The organism is Pseudodonghicola sp. (assembly GCF_048268305.1).
Lineage (GTDB): Bacteria > Pseudomonadota > Alphaproteobacteria > Rhodobacterales > Rhodobacteraceae > Pseudodonghicola.
On the sequence record NZ_JBLWVT010000008.1, the window covers coordinates 184,621 to 202,317 of the forward strand.

Sequence of the window (17,697 nt, forward strand, 5' to 3'; positions counted from 1 at the left end):
CGGTTCAGATCAAGTTCAGAACCTTGTCACGGAACCGCAGATTGCGCGCGCGGGCGTCGTCCAGCACGCCCACGCGCCGCTCCGCCCGGGCGATCGCGGCCGGCCAATCCTCTGGCCCGGCCATCACCGGCGCGTCGCGGAAGAAGTGAAACTTCCGGTTGAACGGCACACAGAGCACTCGACGTCCCAGGCACATCGCCCAATAGGTGCCGTGATAGGAATTGGTCACCACCGTCTCGCCGCTGGCGAGAAAGTCGATCGCCTCCGCCATGGTGCCGCCGCGATTGCTGCGCTCCGGGATGCCCGGCACCCGCACCATCCCGTCCGATTTCGTCGCATGGGTGAACAGTACCACCGGGTGGCGAGGCGGTGGCGGCGCCTCGAACAGGGGCGAAAGCGCCGAGGCGCAGGGCACGTAATCAACCTTGGGCACGCCCCAATTGCGTGAGGACAGCAGCGCGCAGTGACCCTGAAGGATGTCGAATTCGATGCTGCCGGCGTCCTTGGGCGAAATCCCTACCCCCCAGACCACCCGCCTGTCGGCGCGCCTGGTCTGAGCGATGACCGAGCGGACGCAATCGCGAAACACCTGCCCGCCGCCCAGAACCGCCAGCCGGCAATCGGGCACATCATCCTGAAAATCAAAGAACCTATGTGGCCCGAGATCAAGGTAATCTCCGGGAGAGCTGGCCAAATCCCCCACATTCCGGGTGTTTCGGCGATGCACGTAAGCGGTGACGAAGGCCATGTCTTCCCCTTAGGGATGGGACAAACCGATCGGGAAAAGTGGTGCCGCTGAAGGGACTCGAACCCCCGACCCCATCATTACGAATGACGTGCTCTACCAGCTGAGCTACAGCGGCCCTGGTGCGCAGCGCTCTTAACACTGCGGCGCCGGGCAGAAAAGGGGTTATTTTCTCTCTTTCCCCTCTGACGTTTCGGTTTCCTCGGCGGTGCTGTCGATCACCTCCGGCACTATGGCAGCATCGGCCGCCGCAGGGATGTCCTCCGGTTCGACCGGCTCGGCCTCGGGGATATCTTCGGCCTCGGCCGCCTCGGCGCTGTGGTCCTCCAGCGCGCCGGTGATCAGCGGCAGCATGGCGCCGCCGATGGCACTGGTGATCTCGGGCGTGGCGGGGGTTTTCCAGCTCAGCGTATCGAAGGCATGGCAATTGGTGCAGAAGGGCGCCCATTCGGAATGGATCTGGCCGCAATTGTCGCAGACCCATTGCGGCCCGCGCGGTGCGGACAGCGCCTTGGCGAGCCAGCCACGCACCACCGCCTCCGGCGCACCCTCGCCACGTTCGATCGCCGCCATCAAAGTCAGCGCACGAGAATCCGGGGCCGTTTCCGCCAAACCGTCCAGCACCCGCCGGGCTTCGGGGAAATCCTCGGCCACGATGTTCAACTCGGCCGCGAGCAGGCGGGTTTCTGGATGTTCCGGGTGGATACGGGTCAGCGTCTTGAACCGCTTCACCCGCTCCTGCGGGGTCTCATCCGGGGCGATGGCCGCGAAGGCAGCGGCCAGGTCGGGGTGCGGCTGCGCCTCCCAGGCCTTCTTCAGCACGCGGATCGCGTTCTTCGGCTTGCCCTCGGCGATATAGGCGCGCGCCGCGAGTGCCGCGGCCGGCACCAGATCGGGCGACAGCCTGTTCGCCTCGATCGCGCGTTCGCGCGCCTCGAGGCTGATATCCTCGCGCGCCACATCGCGGGCCTCGGACAGGGCCAGCACCGCATCGCGGCGCTTGTAGACGTCGCGCGGCAGGTTGCCGGATTTCAGCTTGGCGGTCAGCGTCTTGCGGGCACCCGCCCAATCCTCGGCCTTGGCCTGCAGATCCAGCAGGAGGTTCTGGGTTTCCTCGTGCCGGGGCCGTAGCGCCAGCGCCTTTTCGGCCAGCTTGCGGGCGGTGTCGGTATCGCCCTCGGCCAGCTTCTGCTTCATGATGCCGCGGACGCCGACGAACCGGGTCTTGTCGTTGCCGACCAGCCGCTTGTAAGCATCAGCCGCGCGTTTGGTATCGCCCGCCAGTTCGGCCGCCTGGGCGGTCAGCAGGTCGGTGAGATCCGGCTTTTCCAGATAGCGCGCGGCGCGGTCGGCCTTGGCCAGCGCCAGCCGGCCTTCGCCCGAGGCCAGCGCCATCATGCCTTCGGCCAGCGCCTTGTAACCGCGCCGTTCCCGCCCCTTGTCGAAGAATCGCGACAGCGCGGTTTCATCGCCGTTGAGGAACTTCCACGTCGCCACCAGCAGCGACAGCAGCTTGAGAAACAGCCAGACCAGCGCCACCAGCGCCACCAGGGCGATCACCGATTGCAGCGGGCCGAGCGTATATTCGGTGCCGGCGACGGTGATCTGCACGCCACCGCTCATTTCCATGAGCAGACCGGCCCCGAAAGCGAGCAGGGCGATGATGGCGACGAAGACCAGGATTTTCAGCAGCGACCACAGCATGTCTCATGCCCCCTCAGTTCGTGTTCAGGCTTTGCGCCAGCGTATCCGCGGCAGCAATGGCGTTGGCGCGCAGATGGGCCAGGGCAGACCAGTCCGCCAGGGCGGCGCGGGCCGCCTCGGGCAGGCTGTCAACCTCGGTCAGCGCGGCGGAGAGATTGCCGGCGGTCAGCGCCGCCTCGGCCCGCGACAGGATCGCGTCGGGATCGGCCCCCTCGCGTGGCGCGACAGAGCGGGCGCCAAGCTGGCGTTGCAGAAAGGCGGTCAGGCTGCGGTCGGTCCCCTTGGCCTGGGCCCGGGCGGCAGCCAGCGCGTCACGGGCAGCGGGGGCAAAGCCGTCACGCAGGGCGGCGAGGGTGACGACCCCGTCCTTCGCGGTAGCAGCAAGCGCATCGGGGACGGTGACGCCGCCGCTGCGCAATTCGGTCAGCAGGTTGTCATAGCCGGCACCGCTGTCGAGCGCGGCGCGCAGCTCTGCCAAGGCGGTGCGGTTGGCGGCAAGCTGCGCCGCCTCGGCCCCGCGCGCCTCGGTGGCGCGGGCATCGGCAACCATCTTTTCGACCTCAGCCCGCTGCGCAGACAGCGAATCCTTCATCGCCGTCAGTTCGCGTTCATAGGCGGCGACCGCCTCCGGCGCGGCGCCTTCGGTCAGCGGGCGTTTTTCCACCGCGGTCAGCCGGGTATCAAGCGCGGCCAGCCTGTCGGACAGCGGCGCAACGGCCTGCTTCAACTCTGCGACGGCGGTCTCAGCAGCCGTCGCCGTCTCGGCGGCGGATTGGGCCTGCGCCGTGATCGGGGAAAGATCAGGTTTGGCGGCGGCGATCTCGGCCTTGAGCGCAGCAAGCGCTTTTGCCTGGTCGGCAAGCTGCGCCTCGATCGCGGCGGTGGAACTGCCGGATTTCAGGGCGGCGGGCAGATAGGGCTCCAAGACGTCGGTCTTGGCGGCGGCGAAGCCGAGAATGGCGGCGACAACCCCACCGATCAGCGCCGGGACAAAGCCGCCACCTTTCACGATCACCTTTTCCGTCGGGGCAGCCGGGATCAGCGACGCCTCTTCGACCGCTGCGGTCGCAGGGGCCTCTTCGGCTTCGGCTTCGGCTTCGGCTTCGGCTTCGGCTTCGGCTTCGGCTTCGGCTTCGGCTTCGGCTTCGGCTTCGGAGGATGCCTTCTCGCTCAGCGCATCGACGTCAACGGCGGCTTCCGGGGTCTGATCGCGATCAGCTCCGGTTTCACTGCCGGGCTCGACCTTCGATTGGCCAGCGGTCTCAAGCTCAGGTTTCGGATCGATCTTATCGGCCACCCTGAAATCCCCTCCGATTCACAATGATATATCAAGCGCAATGCGTCTCTCGCACCCTACTGCGCGCGGTCCGCCCCCTCAACCCGGCACGCCACGGCCAGCAGCCGCGCCACCGCCGCGACCAGACCGGGCGAATCCGGGGTTTTCGCCACGTCGACGGCCCGAGCCGCCATGTTTTCAACGGCTTTCGCCGCCGCCTCGCTGATCGGCGCGAGATAGAGCGGTGCGGAACTGGCGCAAATTTCGGCGAAATGTCGCGCCATACGCGGAGAGAACAGCGGCACGATCACTGGTTCTGATCCAGCAAGCGCAGCCCGCGCCGGGTCGTCGAGCGGCTCAAGCACCTGATCGTAAAGCGGCAAGACCCGGGTTTCGATCCCCAGCGCACTGAGCCGGCCGGCGATATCGCCGCTGCTGTGCACACCGCGCAGATGCAAAAGCGGCCCCTCGGGCGCCAGATCAGCAAGCGCGGCGATCAGATGTTCGGCATCCGGGCAGATCAGCGCCACCCGCCAGCCGGCCGCCTCCGCCACCCGCGCGGTCTTCGGCCCGACGCAATAGGCCGGCAGGTCCCTCCCAGTGCCGGCACAGGCCACCCCATTGGCCGAGGTGAAGATGACACCGCCGATCCCTGCGGTGGAGACCTTCGCGCCAAGCGGCACGATCCGCATCAGGGGGCAGAACACCGGTGTCAACCGGGCGCGCAGATCCTCGGACAGGTCGGCAACGAAAGCCTCGGCCTCGGCACGCGGGCGGGTCATCAGAAGGATCGTCATCGGGGCCCCGGGATTGTTTGGCGGCTGGCAGAGTGTTACCTGCGACAGGGAAACAAGACAACGGCCGGGGCCATGGCGGACGCGATCACCATTCTGGGGCTGGAAAGCAGCTGCGACGATACCGCCGCCGCCGTGGTGCGGCGGGACGGGCAGGGGGCGCATATCCTCTCTTCCGTCGTTTACGGGCAGACCGAACTGCACAGCGCCTTCGGCGGCGTGGTGCCCGAGATCGCCGCGCGGGCGCACGCCGAAAAGATCGACCTTTGCGTCGCCGAGGCGCTGGAGCGCGCCGGCGTGGCGTTGACGGATCTGGACGCCGTGGCGGTCACCGCCGGGCCCGGGTTGATCGGCGGCGTGCTGGCCGGGGTGATGTGCGCCAAGGGGATCGCGGCGGCGACCGGGCTGCCATTGGTCGGCGTCAACCACCTGGCCGGCCATGCGCTGACCCCGCGGCTGACCGACGGGATTGGCTTTCCCTATCTGATCCTCCTCGTCTCCGGCGGGCATTGCCAATATCTGATCGCCAAGGGGCCTGAGGAGTTCTCTCGCCTCGGCGGCACCATCGACGACGCGCCGGGAGAGGCCTTTGACAAGGCGGCCCGGCTGCTGGGCCTGCCGCAACCGGGCGGGCCATCGGTCGAGGCGGAGGCCAAGGCGGGCGACCCTAGGCATTTCCGCTTTCCGCGCCCGCTGCTCGACCGCGACGATTGCAACCTGTCATTCTCGGGGCTGAAGACGGCGCTGTTGCGGGCCCGTGACCAGATCGTCGCCGAAAAGGGCGGGCTGACCCGGGCCGACCGCGCCGATCTTTGCGCCGGCTTCCAGCAGGCGATCGTCGATGTGCTGGCGGAAAAGACCCGCCGGGCGCTGCGGATCTATCTGGCGGAAGGCCCCGCCGATCCGGTGCTGGCCGTGGCCGGCGGCGTGGCGGCGAATGGGGCCATTCGTGCCAAGTTAGAGACTGTTTGTGAAGAAATGGGCGTGCGCTTCACCGCGCCGCCGCTCAAGCTCTGTACCGATAACGCGGCGATGATCGCCTATGCCGGGATCGAACGCTTCGCGCGTGGCGAACGCGATGATCTGACCCTGATGGCGCGGCCGCGCTGGCCGCTCGACAAGGCGAGCCCGGCGCTCCTTGGCGGTGGCAAGAAGGGGGCCAAGGCATGAGCGTTTCCGTGCTGGGCGCCGGGGCTTTCGGTACGGCGATGGCGATTTCGCTGGCGGGCAAGGGGGCGGTGACGCTCTGGTCCCGCGACGCCGGTCATGTGGCCGAGATGGCGGCGAGCCGCGAAAACGCCCGCCGCCTGCCCGGGATGCCCTTTCCCGAGACCATTGCCGTGACGTCCGATCTGACCGAGGCGGCGCAAAGCCGTGTCCTGCTGCTGGCGGTGCCGATGCAGCAATTGCGCCGGATGCTGGAGACCTATCGCACCGATCTGACCGGCAAGGTGCTGGTCGCCTGCTGCAAGGGGATCGAGCTGACAACCGGCCTTGGTCCCATCGAGGTGATGCGCGAGGCGCTGCCGGAGGCCCGCCATGCGCTGCTGACCGGGCCGAGTTTCGCCGCCGATATCGCCAAGGGGCTGCCCACCGCGCTGACGCTGGCCTGTGCCGATCCGGATCTGGGAAAATCCCTGCAACAGAGCCTGAATACCACCAACCTGCGCCTCTATCGCACCACCGATACGCTGGGGGCAGAGATCGGCGGGGCGTTGAAGAACGTGATCGCCATCGCCTGCGGCGCGGTGATCGGCGCCGGGCTGGGCGACAGCGCCCGCGCCGCGCTGATGACGCGCGGCTATGCCGAAATGCAGCGGCTGGCGCGGCATCTGGGGGCAGAGGCGGATACGCTGGCGGGGCTGTCCGGTTTCGGCGATCTGGCGCTGACCTGCACCTCGACGTTGTCGCGCAACTATCGGCTGGGACTGGCGCTGGGGCAGGGCGAGGTCTTTGACCCCAGCGTCACCGTCGAAGGCGCGGCAACCGCCCATGCCACCGATGCCAAGGCCCGCGCCATGGGCCTCGATATGCCGATCACCGCTTGCGTGGTCGGGCTGTTGGACGGAAAACTGACCCTCGACGCGGCGATGACCGCGCTTTTGACCCGACCCCTCAAGGAGGAATGACATGCTGATCGCCCTGATCGCCCGCGACAAAGCCGGCGCGCTGCACATCCGCAAGGACACCCGCGCCGACCATCTGGCCTATCTGCAATCGACCGGCGTGGTGTCGCAGGCAGGGCCGCTGATCGTCGATGGTGACATGGCCGGGTCGCTGGTGATCCTCGACGTCGCCGATATGGCCGCGGCCGAGGATTGGGCCGCGAACGATCCCTATGCCAAGGCTGGCCTCTTCGACAGTGTCGAGCTGATCGAATGGAAGAAGGTGGTCTGATGGCCTATTGGCTGTTCAAATCCGAACCTTCGACCTGGAGCTGGGACGACCAGGTTGCCAAGGGGGCCGAGGGCGAGGAATGGGACGGCGTGCGCAACTATCAGGCGCGCAATTTCATGCGGGCGATGAAGCTGGGCGACAAAGGCTTCTTCTATCACTCGCAGAGCGAGAAGGCGATCGTCGGGCTGATCGAGGTCTGCGCCGAGGCGCATCCCGACAGCAAGGCCGATGATCCGCGCTGGGACTGTGTCGATATCCGCGCGTTAGAGCCGGTTCGGCATCCGGTTACGCTGGACCAGATCAAGGCCGATCCGGCGCTGGCCGATATGGTGCTGGTCAAAAACTCCCGCCTGTCGGTGCAGCCGGTGACCGAGGCGGAGTGGCGCCATATCTGCGCATTGGCCGGGGTGTCGCCGGATTGACCCCGGTTGACGCGCGGCAGATGGCAAAAGGGGCGCCCAAGGGCGCCCCTTCGCGTTTCGATCTTCAGCCTTACTTGGCGGCCAGCAACTCCGGCACCGACAGCAGGATGAATTCGTTGTTGGCGGCGACGCCCGGTTGCCGCCCGCCGGAGAACGGCAGGTTGTTGTCGTTGGCGACGATGATGTGGGTGTCATCCACCGCGATCACATCCTCGATGGTGAAGAACGGGAAGGTGAACGGGCCTTCGGCGGGTTTCATCCCGGCCAGCGCCTTGCCGTCAGGATCGGCGATGTTCAGCAGATCGATATGGGCGATGCGGCGCATGAAGCCGTCGGCGTCGATATCGGCGGTATCGACCAGGACGATGTTCTTGACCTTCGCGGGCTTCGGATAGCAGGCCGAGGTATCGGTGGCGCCTTCGGCGCAGGCGCGGGCGGCATCGCCTTCGCCATTATCGCGTTCGATCACCAGCGCGCGGGTGCCGTCGATGAAGTTGAAATCACCGATCGCGGTGGCCCCCTCGGTCAGCGCGAATTTCACGCTCTTGCCGGTCCATTCAGCCTTGTTGGTGTCAAACTGGATGACCCGCAGAAAGTTACCTTCGGTCTTGCCGCCTTCGACCAGGATCGGCTTTTCCAGCATCGCCCAGAGCAGGCCGGTGCCCGACTGCAGCGCCATGCCTTCATAGCCGCCCGAACGTTGCACCTGGTAATCCTTGCCCGCCTCGGCCGGGACATAGACACTGTAGGTGTCCGGGCCGTGCAGCTCCTGGCCGTCCAGCAGGGTCGGGTAAACCGCCTTGACCACACCATCGAGCCCGGCGCGGATGATATAGGGGCCGAATTCCTCGCCGATCCAGACTTCGCCGTTCAGCACCTGGATCGATTCCGGGTCGAAATCGGCGCCGGTCAGATAGCGGCTATCGGTGCCTTCATAGGCGATGCGGAAGGGCACCTTGTGGTCGGGGTCCGACAGAAAGATGGTGTCGCGGCGCTCGACCGTGCCGGCGGCGAAATCCGGGGCCATCTTGTGGAAGAACAGCATGGCGTCGGGGCTGTTGCGCTTGCTGCCGAAACCGTTGTCGGTCAGCGCATAGATGCTGCCATCCTCGGCCGGAGTCATGGCAAAGCCGGACATGCCCTGCATCGGCTGACCGATGAAGGGCAGCGCGATGCCGGTTTCATGGCCGCCATAGGCCTTGCCGACATTGCCCATCACGCTCATCGGCTGATCGTTGCGCGCCTTGCCAGTGAACTTGCCCGACAGCCAGGCGTCGCGCGGCGCATCGGCCGGCGGGGTCACCAGCGACAGCGCCGGGATATAGGCGTGGCCGGCCAGGGTAGCGGGCAGGGTGTCTTCGGCAAGGGCCGGGGCGGCAAAGGCACTGGCCAGCGCCAGAACGGAGAGCGAGAGACGCATCTTGAATATCCTTTTGGATGTCGTGATGCGCCGGAGGTACGCGGGGCAGGTAACAGTCGAATGGCTGTGGTGTGTCGGTTCTGTAATCTGTTTCCCGTTCTGTTCGCGCGCCCGGCTCTTCATCTCAACAGCTTGGAAAGAAACGACAAAGCCTTTCAGAAGAGAGTTTGAAAACAAAAACGCCCCGCGACTGCGGGGCGTTTCCAAAGACCTGGGGTCTTTTGATCAATAGCGGTAGTGTTCCGGCTTGAACGGGCCTTCCGGCGACACGCCGATATAGGCGGCCTGTTCCGGGGTCAGCTTGGTCAGCTTGGCGCCGACCTTGGCCAGGTGCAGGGCGGCGACCTTTTCGTCAAGATGCTTGGGCAGCACATAGACTTCGTTCTTGTACTGGTCGCCCTTGGTCCACAGTTCGATCTGCGCCAGCGTCTGGTTGGTGAAGCTGGCCGACATCACGAAGGAGGGGTGGCCGGTGGCGTTGCCGAGGTTCAGCAGGCGACCTTCGGACAGCAGGATGATGCGGTTGCCCGAGGGCATCTCGATCATATCCACTTGTTCCTTGATATTGGTCCACTTGTGGTTCTTCAGCGCGGCGACCTGGATTTCGTTGTCGAAGTGGCCGATGTTGCCGACGATGGCCATATCCTTCATCTCGCGCATATGCTCGATGCGGATGATGTCCTTGTTGCCGGTGGTGGTGACGAAGATATCGGCAGAGGCGACGACATCTTCCAGCAGCACCACTTCGAAGCCGTCCATCGCGGCCTGCAGGGCACAGATCGGGTCGGCCTCGGTGACCTTGACCCGGGCGCCGGCACCGCGCAGCGAGGCGGCAGAGCCCTTGCCCACGTCGCCATAACCGCAGACCACGGCGACCTTGCCGGCCATCATGGTGTCAGTGGCGCGGCGGATACCGTCGACCAGCGATTCCTTGCAGCCGTACTTGTTGTCGAACTTCGACTTGGTAACGCTGTCGTTCACGTTGATGGCGGGGAAGGGCAGGTGGCCTTTCTCCATCATCTGATACAGGCGGTGAACGCCGGTGGTGGTTTCCTCGGACACGCCCTGGATCATGTGGCGCTGCTTGGTGAACCAGCCCGGGCTGGCCTCGAGCCGCTTCTTGATCTGGGCGAACAGCGCGACTTCCTCTTCCGAAGTCGGGGTGGCGATCAGATCGGTTTCGCCTTGCTCGACGCGGGCACCCAGCAGGATGTACAGCGTGGCATCGCCACCGTCATCCAGGATCAGGTTGGCGCCGCCCTCTTTGAACATGAAGATGCGGTCGGCATAGTCCCAGTATTCTACCAGCGTCTCGCCCTTGATGGCGAAGACCGGGATGCCGGCCTTGGCGATAGCCGCGGCGGCATGGTCCTGGGTCGAGAAGATGTTGCACGACGCCCAGCGCACCTCGGCGCCCAGCGCCACCAGGGTTTCGATCAGAACCGCAGTCTGGATCGTCATGTGCAGCGAACCGGCGATGCGGGCGCCCTTCAGCGGCTGTGCTTCGCCATATTCCTCGCGCAGAGCCATCAGCCCCGGCATTTCGGTTTCGGCGATGTCCAGCTCTTTGCGGCCGAAATCGGCCAGTGCGATGTCCTTGACGATGTAGTCCTGCGGCATGAAACCGGCCTCCTGGTATGTCAAACGATTGCCGACGACATAACATTACGGTCGCGGCTCAGCAACGCGGGGCAAGGCTCGCGCTAAAAGTTCTCCGAACAGGCCACCAAACGGCCAAGAATTTCGTCCGGTGAGGTTTGGGTAATCTCTATGCGGCTAAGAAACCGGAAATTGTGGAAGACCTGCGCAATCGAGGGCGCCACAGCCAAGATGAACCCGTCAAAGGACGTGGTTTCATGATCGAAATCGGCACTCGCCTCGACCCGGTAACCGTGCGCCAGCATCGCCTCGGTCACCTGTCGATGCAGTTTCTGGCTATGCGTCGAAACGAAGACATAGTCAGCTTTGTGAGCCGAAAGAGTCTCTCCTGCCCCGTTGATCATATCAAGCTCGGCCCCTTGAATGTCACAGTGCAAGATATCGAGCTTCGGAAGACCTTCACGGGCCATAAATACATCGACCTCGAACTGGCCAGGGCCGACGAATCCCCGCTCGAACTGGCCCGAGAATCCATTCCGCAAGAAGTTCTCCTCCCCGCTCGCCAGACGCTCCCCATCCGGCTCGACGAGAAAGGTGCGGCCTTCCGGGCGGGCGGTCAGGCACCACATGGAATAGTGACACCAATAGGCCCCCAGCTCCAGCATCACCGGCCGCTCAGGCAATCGAGCGAGCACCGTCTGGAAAACGAACTCTTCCAGCGGTTCGTGAACACCCCGATTGATCACAAGAATGTCACTGAAATTGTCGTAATACGCCCCGGCTCCTGCGACCGGCACGCGGTTGCCGTTGTGAAGAACCACGTTGCCGTTCTCGACTGTGCCTGCAAGCGGGTGGCGCTGGATCAGCAAGTTAAGCGGGTCGGAAACGATTTCCCGAAAGCGCCCGAGAAAGTCCGACGCATCAGCTTTGTCTGCCATCTTCATCCCACGCACCTTGACCCTCCTGCACATTGGCGCCAGTCATTGCGCCAATCAGAGCATACACGCATTGATCGGTCCGCTGAGCTGGCGGAATAAGAAACCACTCGATGCACGGAGACAAGAGTGAAACAACCCCGCGCCTGGCAACGCATGCTATCTGGTCGCAGGCTCGACCTGCTGGATCCGACCCCGGTGGACGTCGAGATTGCCGATATCGCCCATGGGCTGGCCTTTGTCGCGCGCTGGAACGGGCAGACGCGGGGGGATTACGCCTATTCGGTGGCAGAGCATTCGCTGCTGGTGGAAACGCTGTTCGGCCGGATCGCACCGAATGCGCCGGTGAAATGGCGGCTGGCGGCGCTGCTGCACGATGCGCCGGAATATGTGATCGGCGACATGATTTCCCCGGTGAAAGCGGCGGTGGGGGCGGGGTATGGCGAGCTTGACGCGCGGCTGACCACGGCGATCCGCATCCGCTTTGGCCTGCCGGCGACGATCCCGGCCTCGGTCAAGAAGCAGATCAAGCGGGCCGACCGGATCAGCGCCTGGATGGAGGCCACGGCGATCGCCGGCTTTTCCACCGCCGAGGCCGACAAGTTCTTCGGCAAGCCGGATGCGGCGCTGATGGAGGGGCTGAACATCCGGCTGCGCCCGCCGGTCGAGGTGCGCGCGGAGTTCACCGCGCGTCACGCCGATCTTCTGGCCCGGCTGGATTAGGTCGCGGCGGGTTCCTTCGCCGCCTCGTGCTTGGCGCGGCGATCCTTGCGCATCGCCCGCACCCGCAGCCGGACATATTCCGGCGACTCGACAAAGTTCTCGTTGCCGCCCAGCCCCTTGTCTTTCAGGATCTGCTGGCGCTCCTCCTCGGTCAGGGTCGGCCAATCCAGCCCCTCGCGGACAAAGCCGGTCTTGCCCAGCACCCGGGCCAGCACCGCATGGTCGATTTCACCAAAGGACAGGCGGTTGGATTTCTTCTGATCCGCCTTCACCCATTCGGTGCGCAGCGCGTTGATCACCACCGGCGCGGACCCGCAGAAATGCACCACATTGGCGGCCAGCAGGTTGTTGGCCCCCGACTTGCGCCGCATGATCATCGCCACCGGCTGATCGGCACGGCCGACCATGGCGAAAAGATGCAGGGCAGAGCCATCCGCCGCGATCACTTTCTTCGCCGCCTTGTAACGGGCGAGCTGGGTGGCGATGTCATGGTTCTGCGGATGAAAGATCTCATAGCCTTCCGCCTGCAAAAGCTCTTCCAGACGCTCCTCGCCCAGAAGCCCCCCCTTGCCGAGCCCGAGCGCCGAGCGGGAGATATAGATCTTCTCGGGCCCCTCGGGCTCGATGTCCTTGCCAAAGCGATGATGGATCGCGTCGCGGAACTTGTGGGTGCCCGCGGTGATCTTGCCCAGACCGAAGCCCTGACCGGGCACCACCAGCTCTTCCACCCGCATCGGGCCGGTGGCCACATTGATCGGCAGACCGGGCGCCATCTGGGCGATGAAATCGCGCTGGAACCCGCGCACCATGTCGCCGACGGCGGGGCGTTTCGGGATGAAGAGGACCCCCTCGACCGGCTGCTCCAGCCCGTCGAGCGCCCAGAGGCGGGAAGAGCTTTCCACCAGGAAATGACCGAAATGCGCCCAGAGCACCCCACCCCAGAGCCAGCGGCCGGGCAGGGTCTCTCCGATCTCGGCCGGCCGTTCCGGTTCGGTGGTCAAAGGCCGGAACTTGCGCCAGAGCGCCCCATGCGGGCAATAGCGCCCTTCGGCATCCAGCACCCCGGCGGGCTGCACAAAGCCACTTTCAACCGGGGGGAGCACGATGGCATCCTTCAGCGTGACGATCTCTTCGGACCAGCCACCTTCCGGCAAGGGCTGGTTGTCGGGGCCCAGGTCGTTCTCGTCCGACATCGGTGTCCTTTCAGCGCGGGCTGCGCTTGGCCAAAATGCGTTGCAGGGTACGGCGATGCATGTTCAGCCGCCGTGCGGTTTCCGAAACATTGCGGTCGCATTGCTCGTAAACCCGCTGGATATGCTCCCAACGGACGCGATCCGCGCTCATCGGGTTTTCCGGCGGCGGCGGCAGCGCCGCGCCATCGGACAAGAGCGCGCGGGTGATATCGGTGGCATCGGCCGGCTTCGACAGATAGTCGGTGGCGCCGATCTTGACCGCGGCCACCGCGGTGGCGATGGCGCCGTAGCCGGTCAGGACGACGACGCGGCAATCGGGGCGTTTCTCGCGCAGCACCTCGACCACGTCGAGCCCGTTGCCATCCTCGAGCCGGAGGTCGACCACCGCATAGGCCGGCGGACGGGCGGTGGCGATCGCCTTGCCGGCGGCAACCGATCCGGCCATCTCGATCTCGAACCCGCGCTTTTCCATCGCCTTGGCCAGCCGCCGCAGAAACGGCTCGTCATCATCGACCAGAAGCAGGGATTTATCTGCTCCGATCTCTTCCTGCAGTGCCGCCTCGGACATTCGCTTTCCTCAACATCGCTCTCGTTTTGTTGAATATGACTATTAGCCCCGCGAAATAAAAGATCAAAGGCCCAAACCGAAACACGCCGGATTGCGTCTCGGGCATGGGCCAGCCTTGTCACATCTTGTCAAGGAAACAGCCGATCGTGTCCGCCATCGCCTCGGGCGAGGTGTCGCGGCGGAAGAATTCGACAAAGCCATAGGGCGGCAGCACCAGATAGGAGAAGGTGGAATGGTCGATCAGATAGTAATCGTCATCACCTTCCTCCTGCCGCTTGTAATAGGTCTTGTATGCCTGGCTGGCGGCCTTCACCTGTTCCGGGCTGCCGGTCAGGCCGATCATCCGCTCATGCAGGTTATGGGCGAAGTCACCGACCACCTCCGGCGTGTCGCGCTCGGGGTCGATCGAGATGAAGATCGGCGTCACCATCTGGCCGCGGCTTTCAAGAATGTCGATCGCCTCGGCATTGCGGGCATTGTCGAGCGGGCAGACATCGGGGCAGAAGGTATAGCCGAAATACACAAGCGACGGCCCGGTGATCACATCCTTGTCGGTCACCGTCTCGCCCTTGGAGTTGACCAGGGTGAAGGGGCCGCCGATCTGCGCGGTGCCGCCGGCGATCTGGCTTGAGCGGCATTGCGCGAAACGGTCGTCTCCGCCCACGGGACGGCTGACGAACCAAATCACCCCCAAGGCAACAACAGCGACGACGGCGGCGATAATGGCATAGATGCGGGTCATGACGGGCCCCTTGCGTAACAATGATTGATCCTCAAGGCCGGGAGACCTATCACCATCCCCAGCCATTGCAACAGACTTAGGCCTTTCATGCCGGAATCCAATGTGGGCATTTGGCGCGGGCAGGAGCGGGGCGGCTGGATCAGGCTGCGCACGCTGATCCTGCTGCGCTGGGTCGCGATCGCCGGCCAGCTGGGCGCCATCACGGCGGCGCAGATGATGTATCATCTCCAGCTCGACCTTGCGCTCTGCCTGCTGGCGGTGGGCATCTCGGTGGTGGGCAACCTGCTGGCGATGCTGCTGTTTCCGGAAAACAAGCGGCTGTCGGAATTCGAAAACTTCCTGATGGTGCTGTTCGACCTGCTGCAGCTTGCCTTCCTGCTCTATCTCACCGGCGGGCTGAACAACCCCTTCGCCATTCTGCTGCTGGCCCCGGTCACCGTCTCGGCCAATGTGCTGGGGCTGCGGTCGACTTTGATCGTCGGCGGCATGGCGATCATGCTGGTCACCCTGCTGGCCGAATTCCACATGCCGCTGCGCACGCACGAAGGGTTCCTTCTGCGCATCCCCGATCTGTTCGTCTTCGGCAATTGGGCGGCCATCATCATCGCGACGATCTTCATGGGCGCCTATTCCTATCGGCTGAAATCCGAAATGGAGTCGATGTCCGAGGCGCTGGCCGCCACCCAGATGGCACTGTCGCGCGAACAGAAACTGACCGATCTGGGCGGCGTCGTCGCCGCGGCGGCGCATGAGCTGGGCACGCCGCTGGCCACCATCAAGCTGGCCAGCGCCGAGTTGATCGAAGAGTTGGAAGACCTTCCCGAACTGCGTGAGGATGCGGCGCTGATCCGCGACCAGGCCGACCGCTGCCGCGATATCCTGCGCAACATGGGCCGCGCCGGCAAGGATGACCTGCAGATGCGGCAGGCCCCGCTCAGCGCTGTGGTGCAGGAGGCGGCCGAGCCGCATCTGCACCGTGGCAAGACGGTGCATTTCAGCGAAAGCCCGGGCCCTGGCGGCAGCCCGCAACAGCCCTCGATCCTGCGACTGCCCGAGGTGATCCACGGGCTGCGCAACCTGATCCAGAACGCGGTCGATTTCGCCCATGCCAATGTCTGGGTGGAAACCCATTGGACCGACACCGAGATCTGGGTCCGCATTCTCGACGATGGCGAAGGCTATGCGCCGCAGGTGATCGGACGGATCGGTGACCCCTTCATGCGCCGCCGCAAGGGCGAGCCCGACAGCAAGCGACGCCCCGAATACGAGGGGATGGGGCTTGGGCTCTTCATCGCCAAAACGCTGTTGGAACGCTCTGGCGCCAGCCTCAGCTTTGCCAATGGCCGCGACCTCGATCAGCGCCGGGATACCTCGGCGGATCAAAGCGGTGCCATCGTCCGGGTCGACTGGCCACGCAGCAAGATCGACGCCCAGACCGGCGAATTCGCCCTGCCGCTGGGGGAAAACCAGCCGATCGAGATCTGAGTTAACCCTGAGCGACGGTGGCGGGCTGTGTCGTTCGGGAAAATGGGTTAACGTCTTGATAACCATTTCGTCGCAACACTGGACGGCGATGGCGTGAACGGCGGGGGCCTTGGTATGAACGACATCCCTATTGGCGATTGGGCCGCGCTGACGATGATCTGTCTGGCCAGCGCTTCGCTGGCCGTGTTCTGGCTGGCACCGCGACGGGCCGCCGCGCTGGATGCGCTGAGCTTCGATGCAGCGGCGGACTCCGGCAGCCCCCTCAGCGACGACCCGGTGTTCATCTTCGAAGGCACCGAACTGATCGAGGCCTCTTCGGCCGGGCAGGCGATTGCCGGCGATCCCGACGATGCGATCACCTGGCAGCAGCTGCGGCGCCGGCTGTTGCCCAGCTTTCCCGCCTTTCCCGCCGATCCCGGTCTGGTCCGCGAGGCGGGGCGGCTGTCGATCCCCTCGCTTGACGGCGAACCGCCGTCCGAGGCGCTGTGTGAATGGATCGACGGGGTGATCCGGGTGCATCTGCGCGCCGGTGCGCCGCTGTCTGCCGCCGATCTGCCGCATCTGGCGCAGGAGCTGGATATCCTGCGCACCGCCACCAATGCCGCCCCCTATCCGGCCTGGCGGCTGGATCCGGCCGGGCAGGTGACCTGGTGCAATGCCGCCTATGCGGCGCTGGTGCGCAAGGTGCGAGGACGTGACGCCGACACCGCCCAGCCGCTGTTTCCCGACCTGCCGATCGCCGAGATGACGGAAAGGCGCAAGCTGCGCCAGCCGGTCGATCTGGCGGATGGAGAGCACAAGCTCTGGTATGATCTTTGGCTGATCCCACAGAAATCCGGCTGCCTCTGCTATGCGGTTGACGTGAACGCCGTGGTCGATGCCGAAGTGGCGCAGCGCAACTTCGTTCAGACCCTGACCAAGACCTTTGCCCAGCTGTCCATCGGCCTGGCGATCTTCGACCGCAACCGCCAGCTTGCCCTGTTCAATCCGGCGCTGATCGACCTGACCTCGCTGCCCGCCGATTTCTTATCGTCGCGCCCCAGCCTGCTGACCTTTTTCGACCATCTGCGCGACAGCGCCATGATGCCCGAGCCGAAGGATTACGGCAGTTGGCGCCAGGGGCTGGCTCAGCTGGTCGAGGCCGCCGCGAGCGGGCAGTATCAGGAAACCTGGTCGCTGCCCTCGGGCTCGGTCTATTCAGTCAGCGGCCGGCCGCATCCCGATGGCGCCGTCGCTTTCCTGTTCGAGGATATCACCGCCGAAATCACCCTGACCCGCCGCTTTCGCGCCGAACTGGAGCAAAGCCAGGCGATGCTCGACGCGCTGGACGAGGCGATCGCGGTCTTTGCCTCGGATGGCACGCTGACCTTCTGCAATGCCGGCTATCGCGATCTCTGGGGCGTCGATCCGGACAGCAGCTTTGCCCAGTTCACCATCAGCGACGCGATGCGCAACTGGCAGGATCTCAGCCGTCCCACCCCGGTTTGGGGCAGGTTGCGCGATTTCGTCGCGACCCGGGAAAGCCGCGCCCCCTGGCGGGCCGAGGCCGAGCTGAAGGGCGGCGAGATGCTCGATTGCCACATCCGCCCGATCCAGAAGGGCGCCACCATGGTCCGCTTTGCCCAGCGCGCGGTGGTGAGCGTGCCGGCGCCGACGGCTGGCGCCGACTGATCCCGCTTGCGGGCGGCAGGCGG

At 65.1% G+C, this 17,697-nt stretch carries 17 protein-coding genes and 1 tRNA gene; 7 read left to right on the forward strand and 11 right to left on the reverse strand.

The features are described 5' to 3' along the window. Positions 1-4 precede the first annotated feature (4 nt). The 5 genes from ACN0V4_RS16120 to ACN0V4_RS16140 all read right to left on the reverse strand — a co-directional run bounded on the left by ACN0V4_RS16120 (position 5) and on the right by ACN0V4_RS16140 (position 4,522). A complete protein-coding gene (locus tag ACN0V4_RS16120; RefSeq protein WP_417677930.1) occupies positions 5-748 on the reverse strand; it encodes a hypothetical protein in 744 nt (247 codons plus the stop codon). Positions 749-787: 39 nt separating this feature from the next. Beyond that, positions 788-863, reverse strand: a tRNA-Thr gene (locus ACN0V4_RS16125). A 47-nt stretch (positions 864-910) separates the two neighbouring features. Then, the gene (locus ACN0V4_RS16130) at positions 911-2,449 is read right to left on the reverse strand and encodes a heme biosynthesis protein HemY (protein ID WP_417677932.1); all 1,539 of its coding nucleotides are present in this window, start codon (positions 2,447-2,449) and stop codon (positions 911-913) included. A 13-nt stretch (positions 2,450-2,462) separates the two neighbouring features. Then, positions 2,463-3,746 carry a COG4223 family protein gene (locus tag ACN0V4_RS16135; protein WP_417677934.1) on the reverse strand — a complete coding sequence of 428 codons (1,284 nt, stop codon included), beginning with the start codon at positions 3,744-3,746 and terminating at the stop codon, positions 2,463-2,465. 56 nt (positions 3,747-3,802) lie between these two features. Continuing rightward, positions 3,803-4,522, reverse strand: coding sequence for a uroporphyrinogen-III synthase (locus ACN0V4_RS16140; RefSeq protein ID WP_417677936.1), 720 nt, complete (start codon positions 4,520-4,522; stop codon positions 3,803-3,805). A 72-nt stretch (positions 4,523-4,594) separates the two neighbouring features. On the opposite strand from ACN0V4_RS16140, the gene tsaD reads away from it, so the two are divergent. Genes tsaD through ACN0V4_RS16160 form a run of 4 tightly spaced genes read left to right on the forward strand, consistent with a single transcriptional unit; the run spans position 4,595 to position 7,338 of the window. Beyond that, entirely contained in the window at positions 4,595-5,689 is a 1,095-nt protein-coding gene (tsaD, locus tag ACN0V4_RS16145) for a tRNA (adenosine(37)-N6)-threonylcarbamoyltransferase complex transferase subunit TsaD (protein ID WP_417677938.1), read from the forward strand. Beyond that, positions 5,686-6,648, forward strand: coding sequence for an NAD(P)H-dependent glycerol-3-phosphate dehydrogenase (locus ACN0V4_RS16150; protein ID WP_417677940.1), 963 nt, complete (start codon positions 5,686-5,688; stop codon positions 6,646-6,648). Before tsaD ends, ACN0V4_RS16150 begins: the two co-directional genes overlap by 4 nt. A 1-nt stretch (position 6,649) precedes the next feature. Further along, positions 6,650-6,916 (forward strand): YciI family protein, encoded by a 267-nt coding sequence (locus ACN0V4_RS16155; protein WP_417677942.1) that lies wholly within the window; start codon positions 6,650-6,652, stop codon positions 6,914-6,916. Beyond that, positions 6,916-7,338, forward strand: coding sequence for an EVE domain-containing protein (locus ACN0V4_RS16160; RefSeq protein ID WP_417677943.1), 423 nt, complete (start codon positions 6,916-6,918; stop codon positions 7,336-7,338). Before ACN0V4_RS16155 ends, ACN0V4_RS16160 begins: the two co-directional genes overlap by 1 nt. Positions 7,339-7,408: 70 nt before the next feature. Here the strand turns inward: ACN0V4_RS16160 and ACN0V4_RS16165 are convergent, their stop codons facing one another. The 3 genes from ACN0V4_RS16165 to ACN0V4_RS16175 form a co-directional block, all read right to left on the reverse strand. Continuing rightward, the gene (locus tag ACN0V4_RS16165; RefSeq protein WP_417677945.1) at positions 7,409-8,758 is read right to left on the reverse strand and encodes an esterase-like activity of phytase family protein; all 1,350 of its coding nucleotides are present in this window, start codon (positions 8,756-8,758) and stop codon (positions 7,409-7,411) included. 225 nt (positions 8,759-8,983) lie between these two features. Next, a complete protein-coding gene (gene ahcY / locus ACN0V4_RS16170; RefSeq protein ID WP_417677947.1) occupies positions 8,984-10,378 on the reverse strand; it encodes an adenosylhomocysteinase in 1,395 nt (464 codons plus the stop codon). A gap of 83 nt (positions 10,379-10,461) precedes the next feature. Further along, positions 10,462-11,301, reverse strand: coding sequence for an FkbM family methyltransferase (locus ACN0V4_RS16175; protein ID WP_417677949.1), 840 nt, complete (start codon positions 11,299-11,301; stop codon positions 10,462-10,464). A 147-nt stretch (positions 11,302-11,448) separates the two neighbouring features. Between ACN0V4_RS16175 and ACN0V4_RS16180 the strand changes: the two genes are divergently transcribed. Continuing rightward, entirely contained in the window at positions 11,449-12,015 is a 567-nt protein-coding gene (locus ACN0V4_RS16180; RefSeq protein ID WP_417678144.1) for an HD domain-containing protein, read from the forward strand. Here ACN0V4_RS16180 and ACN0V4_RS16185 read toward each other — a convergent pair. From ACN0V4_RS16185 to ACN0V4_RS16195, 3 genes are all read right to left on the reverse strand, one after another. Next, positions 12,012-13,208 (reverse strand): glycosyltransferase 61 family protein, encoded by a 1,197-nt coding sequence (locus ACN0V4_RS16185; protein WP_417677951.1) that lies wholly within the window; start codon positions 13,206-13,208, stop codon positions 12,012-12,014. The genes ACN0V4_RS16180 and ACN0V4_RS16185 overlap by 4 nt on opposite strands. A 10-nt stretch (positions 13,209-13,218) precedes the next feature. Then, entirely contained in the window at positions 13,219-13,776 is a 558-nt protein-coding gene (locus ACN0V4_RS16190; protein ID WP_417677953.1) for an ActR/PrrA/RegA family redox response regulator transcription factor, read from the reverse strand. A gap of 118 nt (positions 13,777-13,894) precedes the next feature. Beyond that, the gene (locus tag ACN0V4_RS16195; protein ID WP_417677955.1) at positions 13,895-14,518 is read right to left on the reverse strand and encodes an SCO family protein; all 624 of its coding nucleotides are present in this window, start codon (positions 14,516-14,518) and stop codon (positions 13,895-13,897) included. A gap of 87 nt (positions 14,519-14,605) precedes the next feature. Between ACN0V4_RS16195 and regB the strand changes: the two genes are divergently transcribed. Beyond that, positions 14,606-16,003: a sensor histidine kinase RegB gene (gene regB / locus ACN0V4_RS16200; RefSeq protein ID WP_417677957.1), complete on the forward strand. Its 1,398-nt coding sequence runs from the start codon at positions 14,606-14,608 to the stop codon at positions 16,001-16,003. Between the two features lie 114 nt (positions 16,004-16,117). Next, the gene (locus tag ACN0V4_RS16205; RefSeq protein ID WP_417677958.1) at positions 16,118-17,674 is read left to right on the forward strand and encodes a PAS-domain containing protein; all 1,557 of its coding nucleotides are present in this window, start codon (positions 16,118-16,120) and stop codon (positions 17,672-17,674) included. The last annotated feature ends 23 nt before the right edge of the window (positions 17,675-17,697 follow it).

Coding starts and splice junctions, on each gene's coding strand:
- ACN0V4_RS16120 (WP_417677930.1), bottom strand. CDS start 748: ATGGCCTTCGTCACCGCTTACGTGCATCGCCGAAACACCCGGAATGTG.
- ACN0V4_RS16130 (WP_417677932.1), bottom strand. CDS start 2,449: ATGCTGTGGTCGCTGCTGAAAATCCTGGTCTTCGTCGCCATCATCGCC.
- ACN0V4_RS16140 (WP_417677936.1), bottom strand. CDS start 4,522: ATGACGATCCTTCTGATGACCCGCCCGCGTGCCGAGGCCGAGGCTTTC.
- tsaD (WP_417677938.1), top strand. CDS start 4,595: ATGGCGGACGCGATCACCATTCTGGGGCTGGAAAGCAGCTGCGACGAT.
- ACN0V4_RS16150 (WP_417677940.1), top strand. CDS start 5,686: ATGAGCGTTTCCGTGCTGGGCGCCGGGGCTTTCGGTACGGCGATGGCG.
- ACN0V4_RS16155 (WP_417677942.1), top strand. CDS start 6,650: ATGCTGATCGCCCTGATCGCCCGCGACAAAGCCGGCGCGCTGCACATC.
- ACN0V4_RS16160 (WP_417677943.1), top strand. CDS start 6,916: ATGGCCTATTGGCTGTTCAAATCCGAACCTTCGACCTGGAGCTGGGAC.
- ACN0V4_RS16165 (WP_417677945.1), bottom strand. CDS start 8,758: ATGCGTCTCTCGCTCTCCGTTCTGGCGCTGGCCAGTGCCTTTGCCGCC.
- ahcY (WP_417677947.1), bottom strand. CDS start 10,378: ATGCCGCAGGACTACATCGTCAAGGACATCGCACTGGCCGATTTCGGC.
- ACN0V4_RS16175 (WP_417677949.1), bottom strand. CDS start 11,301: ATGAAGATGGCAGACAAAGCTGATGCGTCGGACTTTCTCGGGCGCTTT.
- ACN0V4_RS16180 (WP_417678144.1), top strand. CDS start 11,449: ATGCTATCTGGTCGCAGGCTCGACCTGCTGGATCCGACCCCGGTGGAC.
- ACN0V4_RS16185 (WP_417677951.1), bottom strand. CDS start 13,208: ATGTCGGACGAGAACGACCTGGGCCCCGACAACCAGCCCTTGCCGGAA.
- ACN0V4_RS16190 (WP_417677953.1), bottom strand. CDS start 13,776: ATGTCCGAGGCGGCACTGCAGGAAGAGATCGGAGCAGATAAATCCCTG.
- ACN0V4_RS16195 (WP_417677955.1), bottom strand. CDS start 14,518: ATGACCCGCATCTATGCCATTATCGCCGCCGTCGTCGCTGTTGTTGCC.
- regB (WP_417677957.1), top strand. CDS start 14,606: ATGCCGGAATCCAATGTGGGCATTTGGCGCGGGCAGGAGCGGGGCGGC.
- ACN0V4_RS16205 (WP_417677958.1), top strand. CDS start 16,118: ATGAACGACATCCCTATTGGCGATTGGGCCGCGCTGACGATGATCTGT.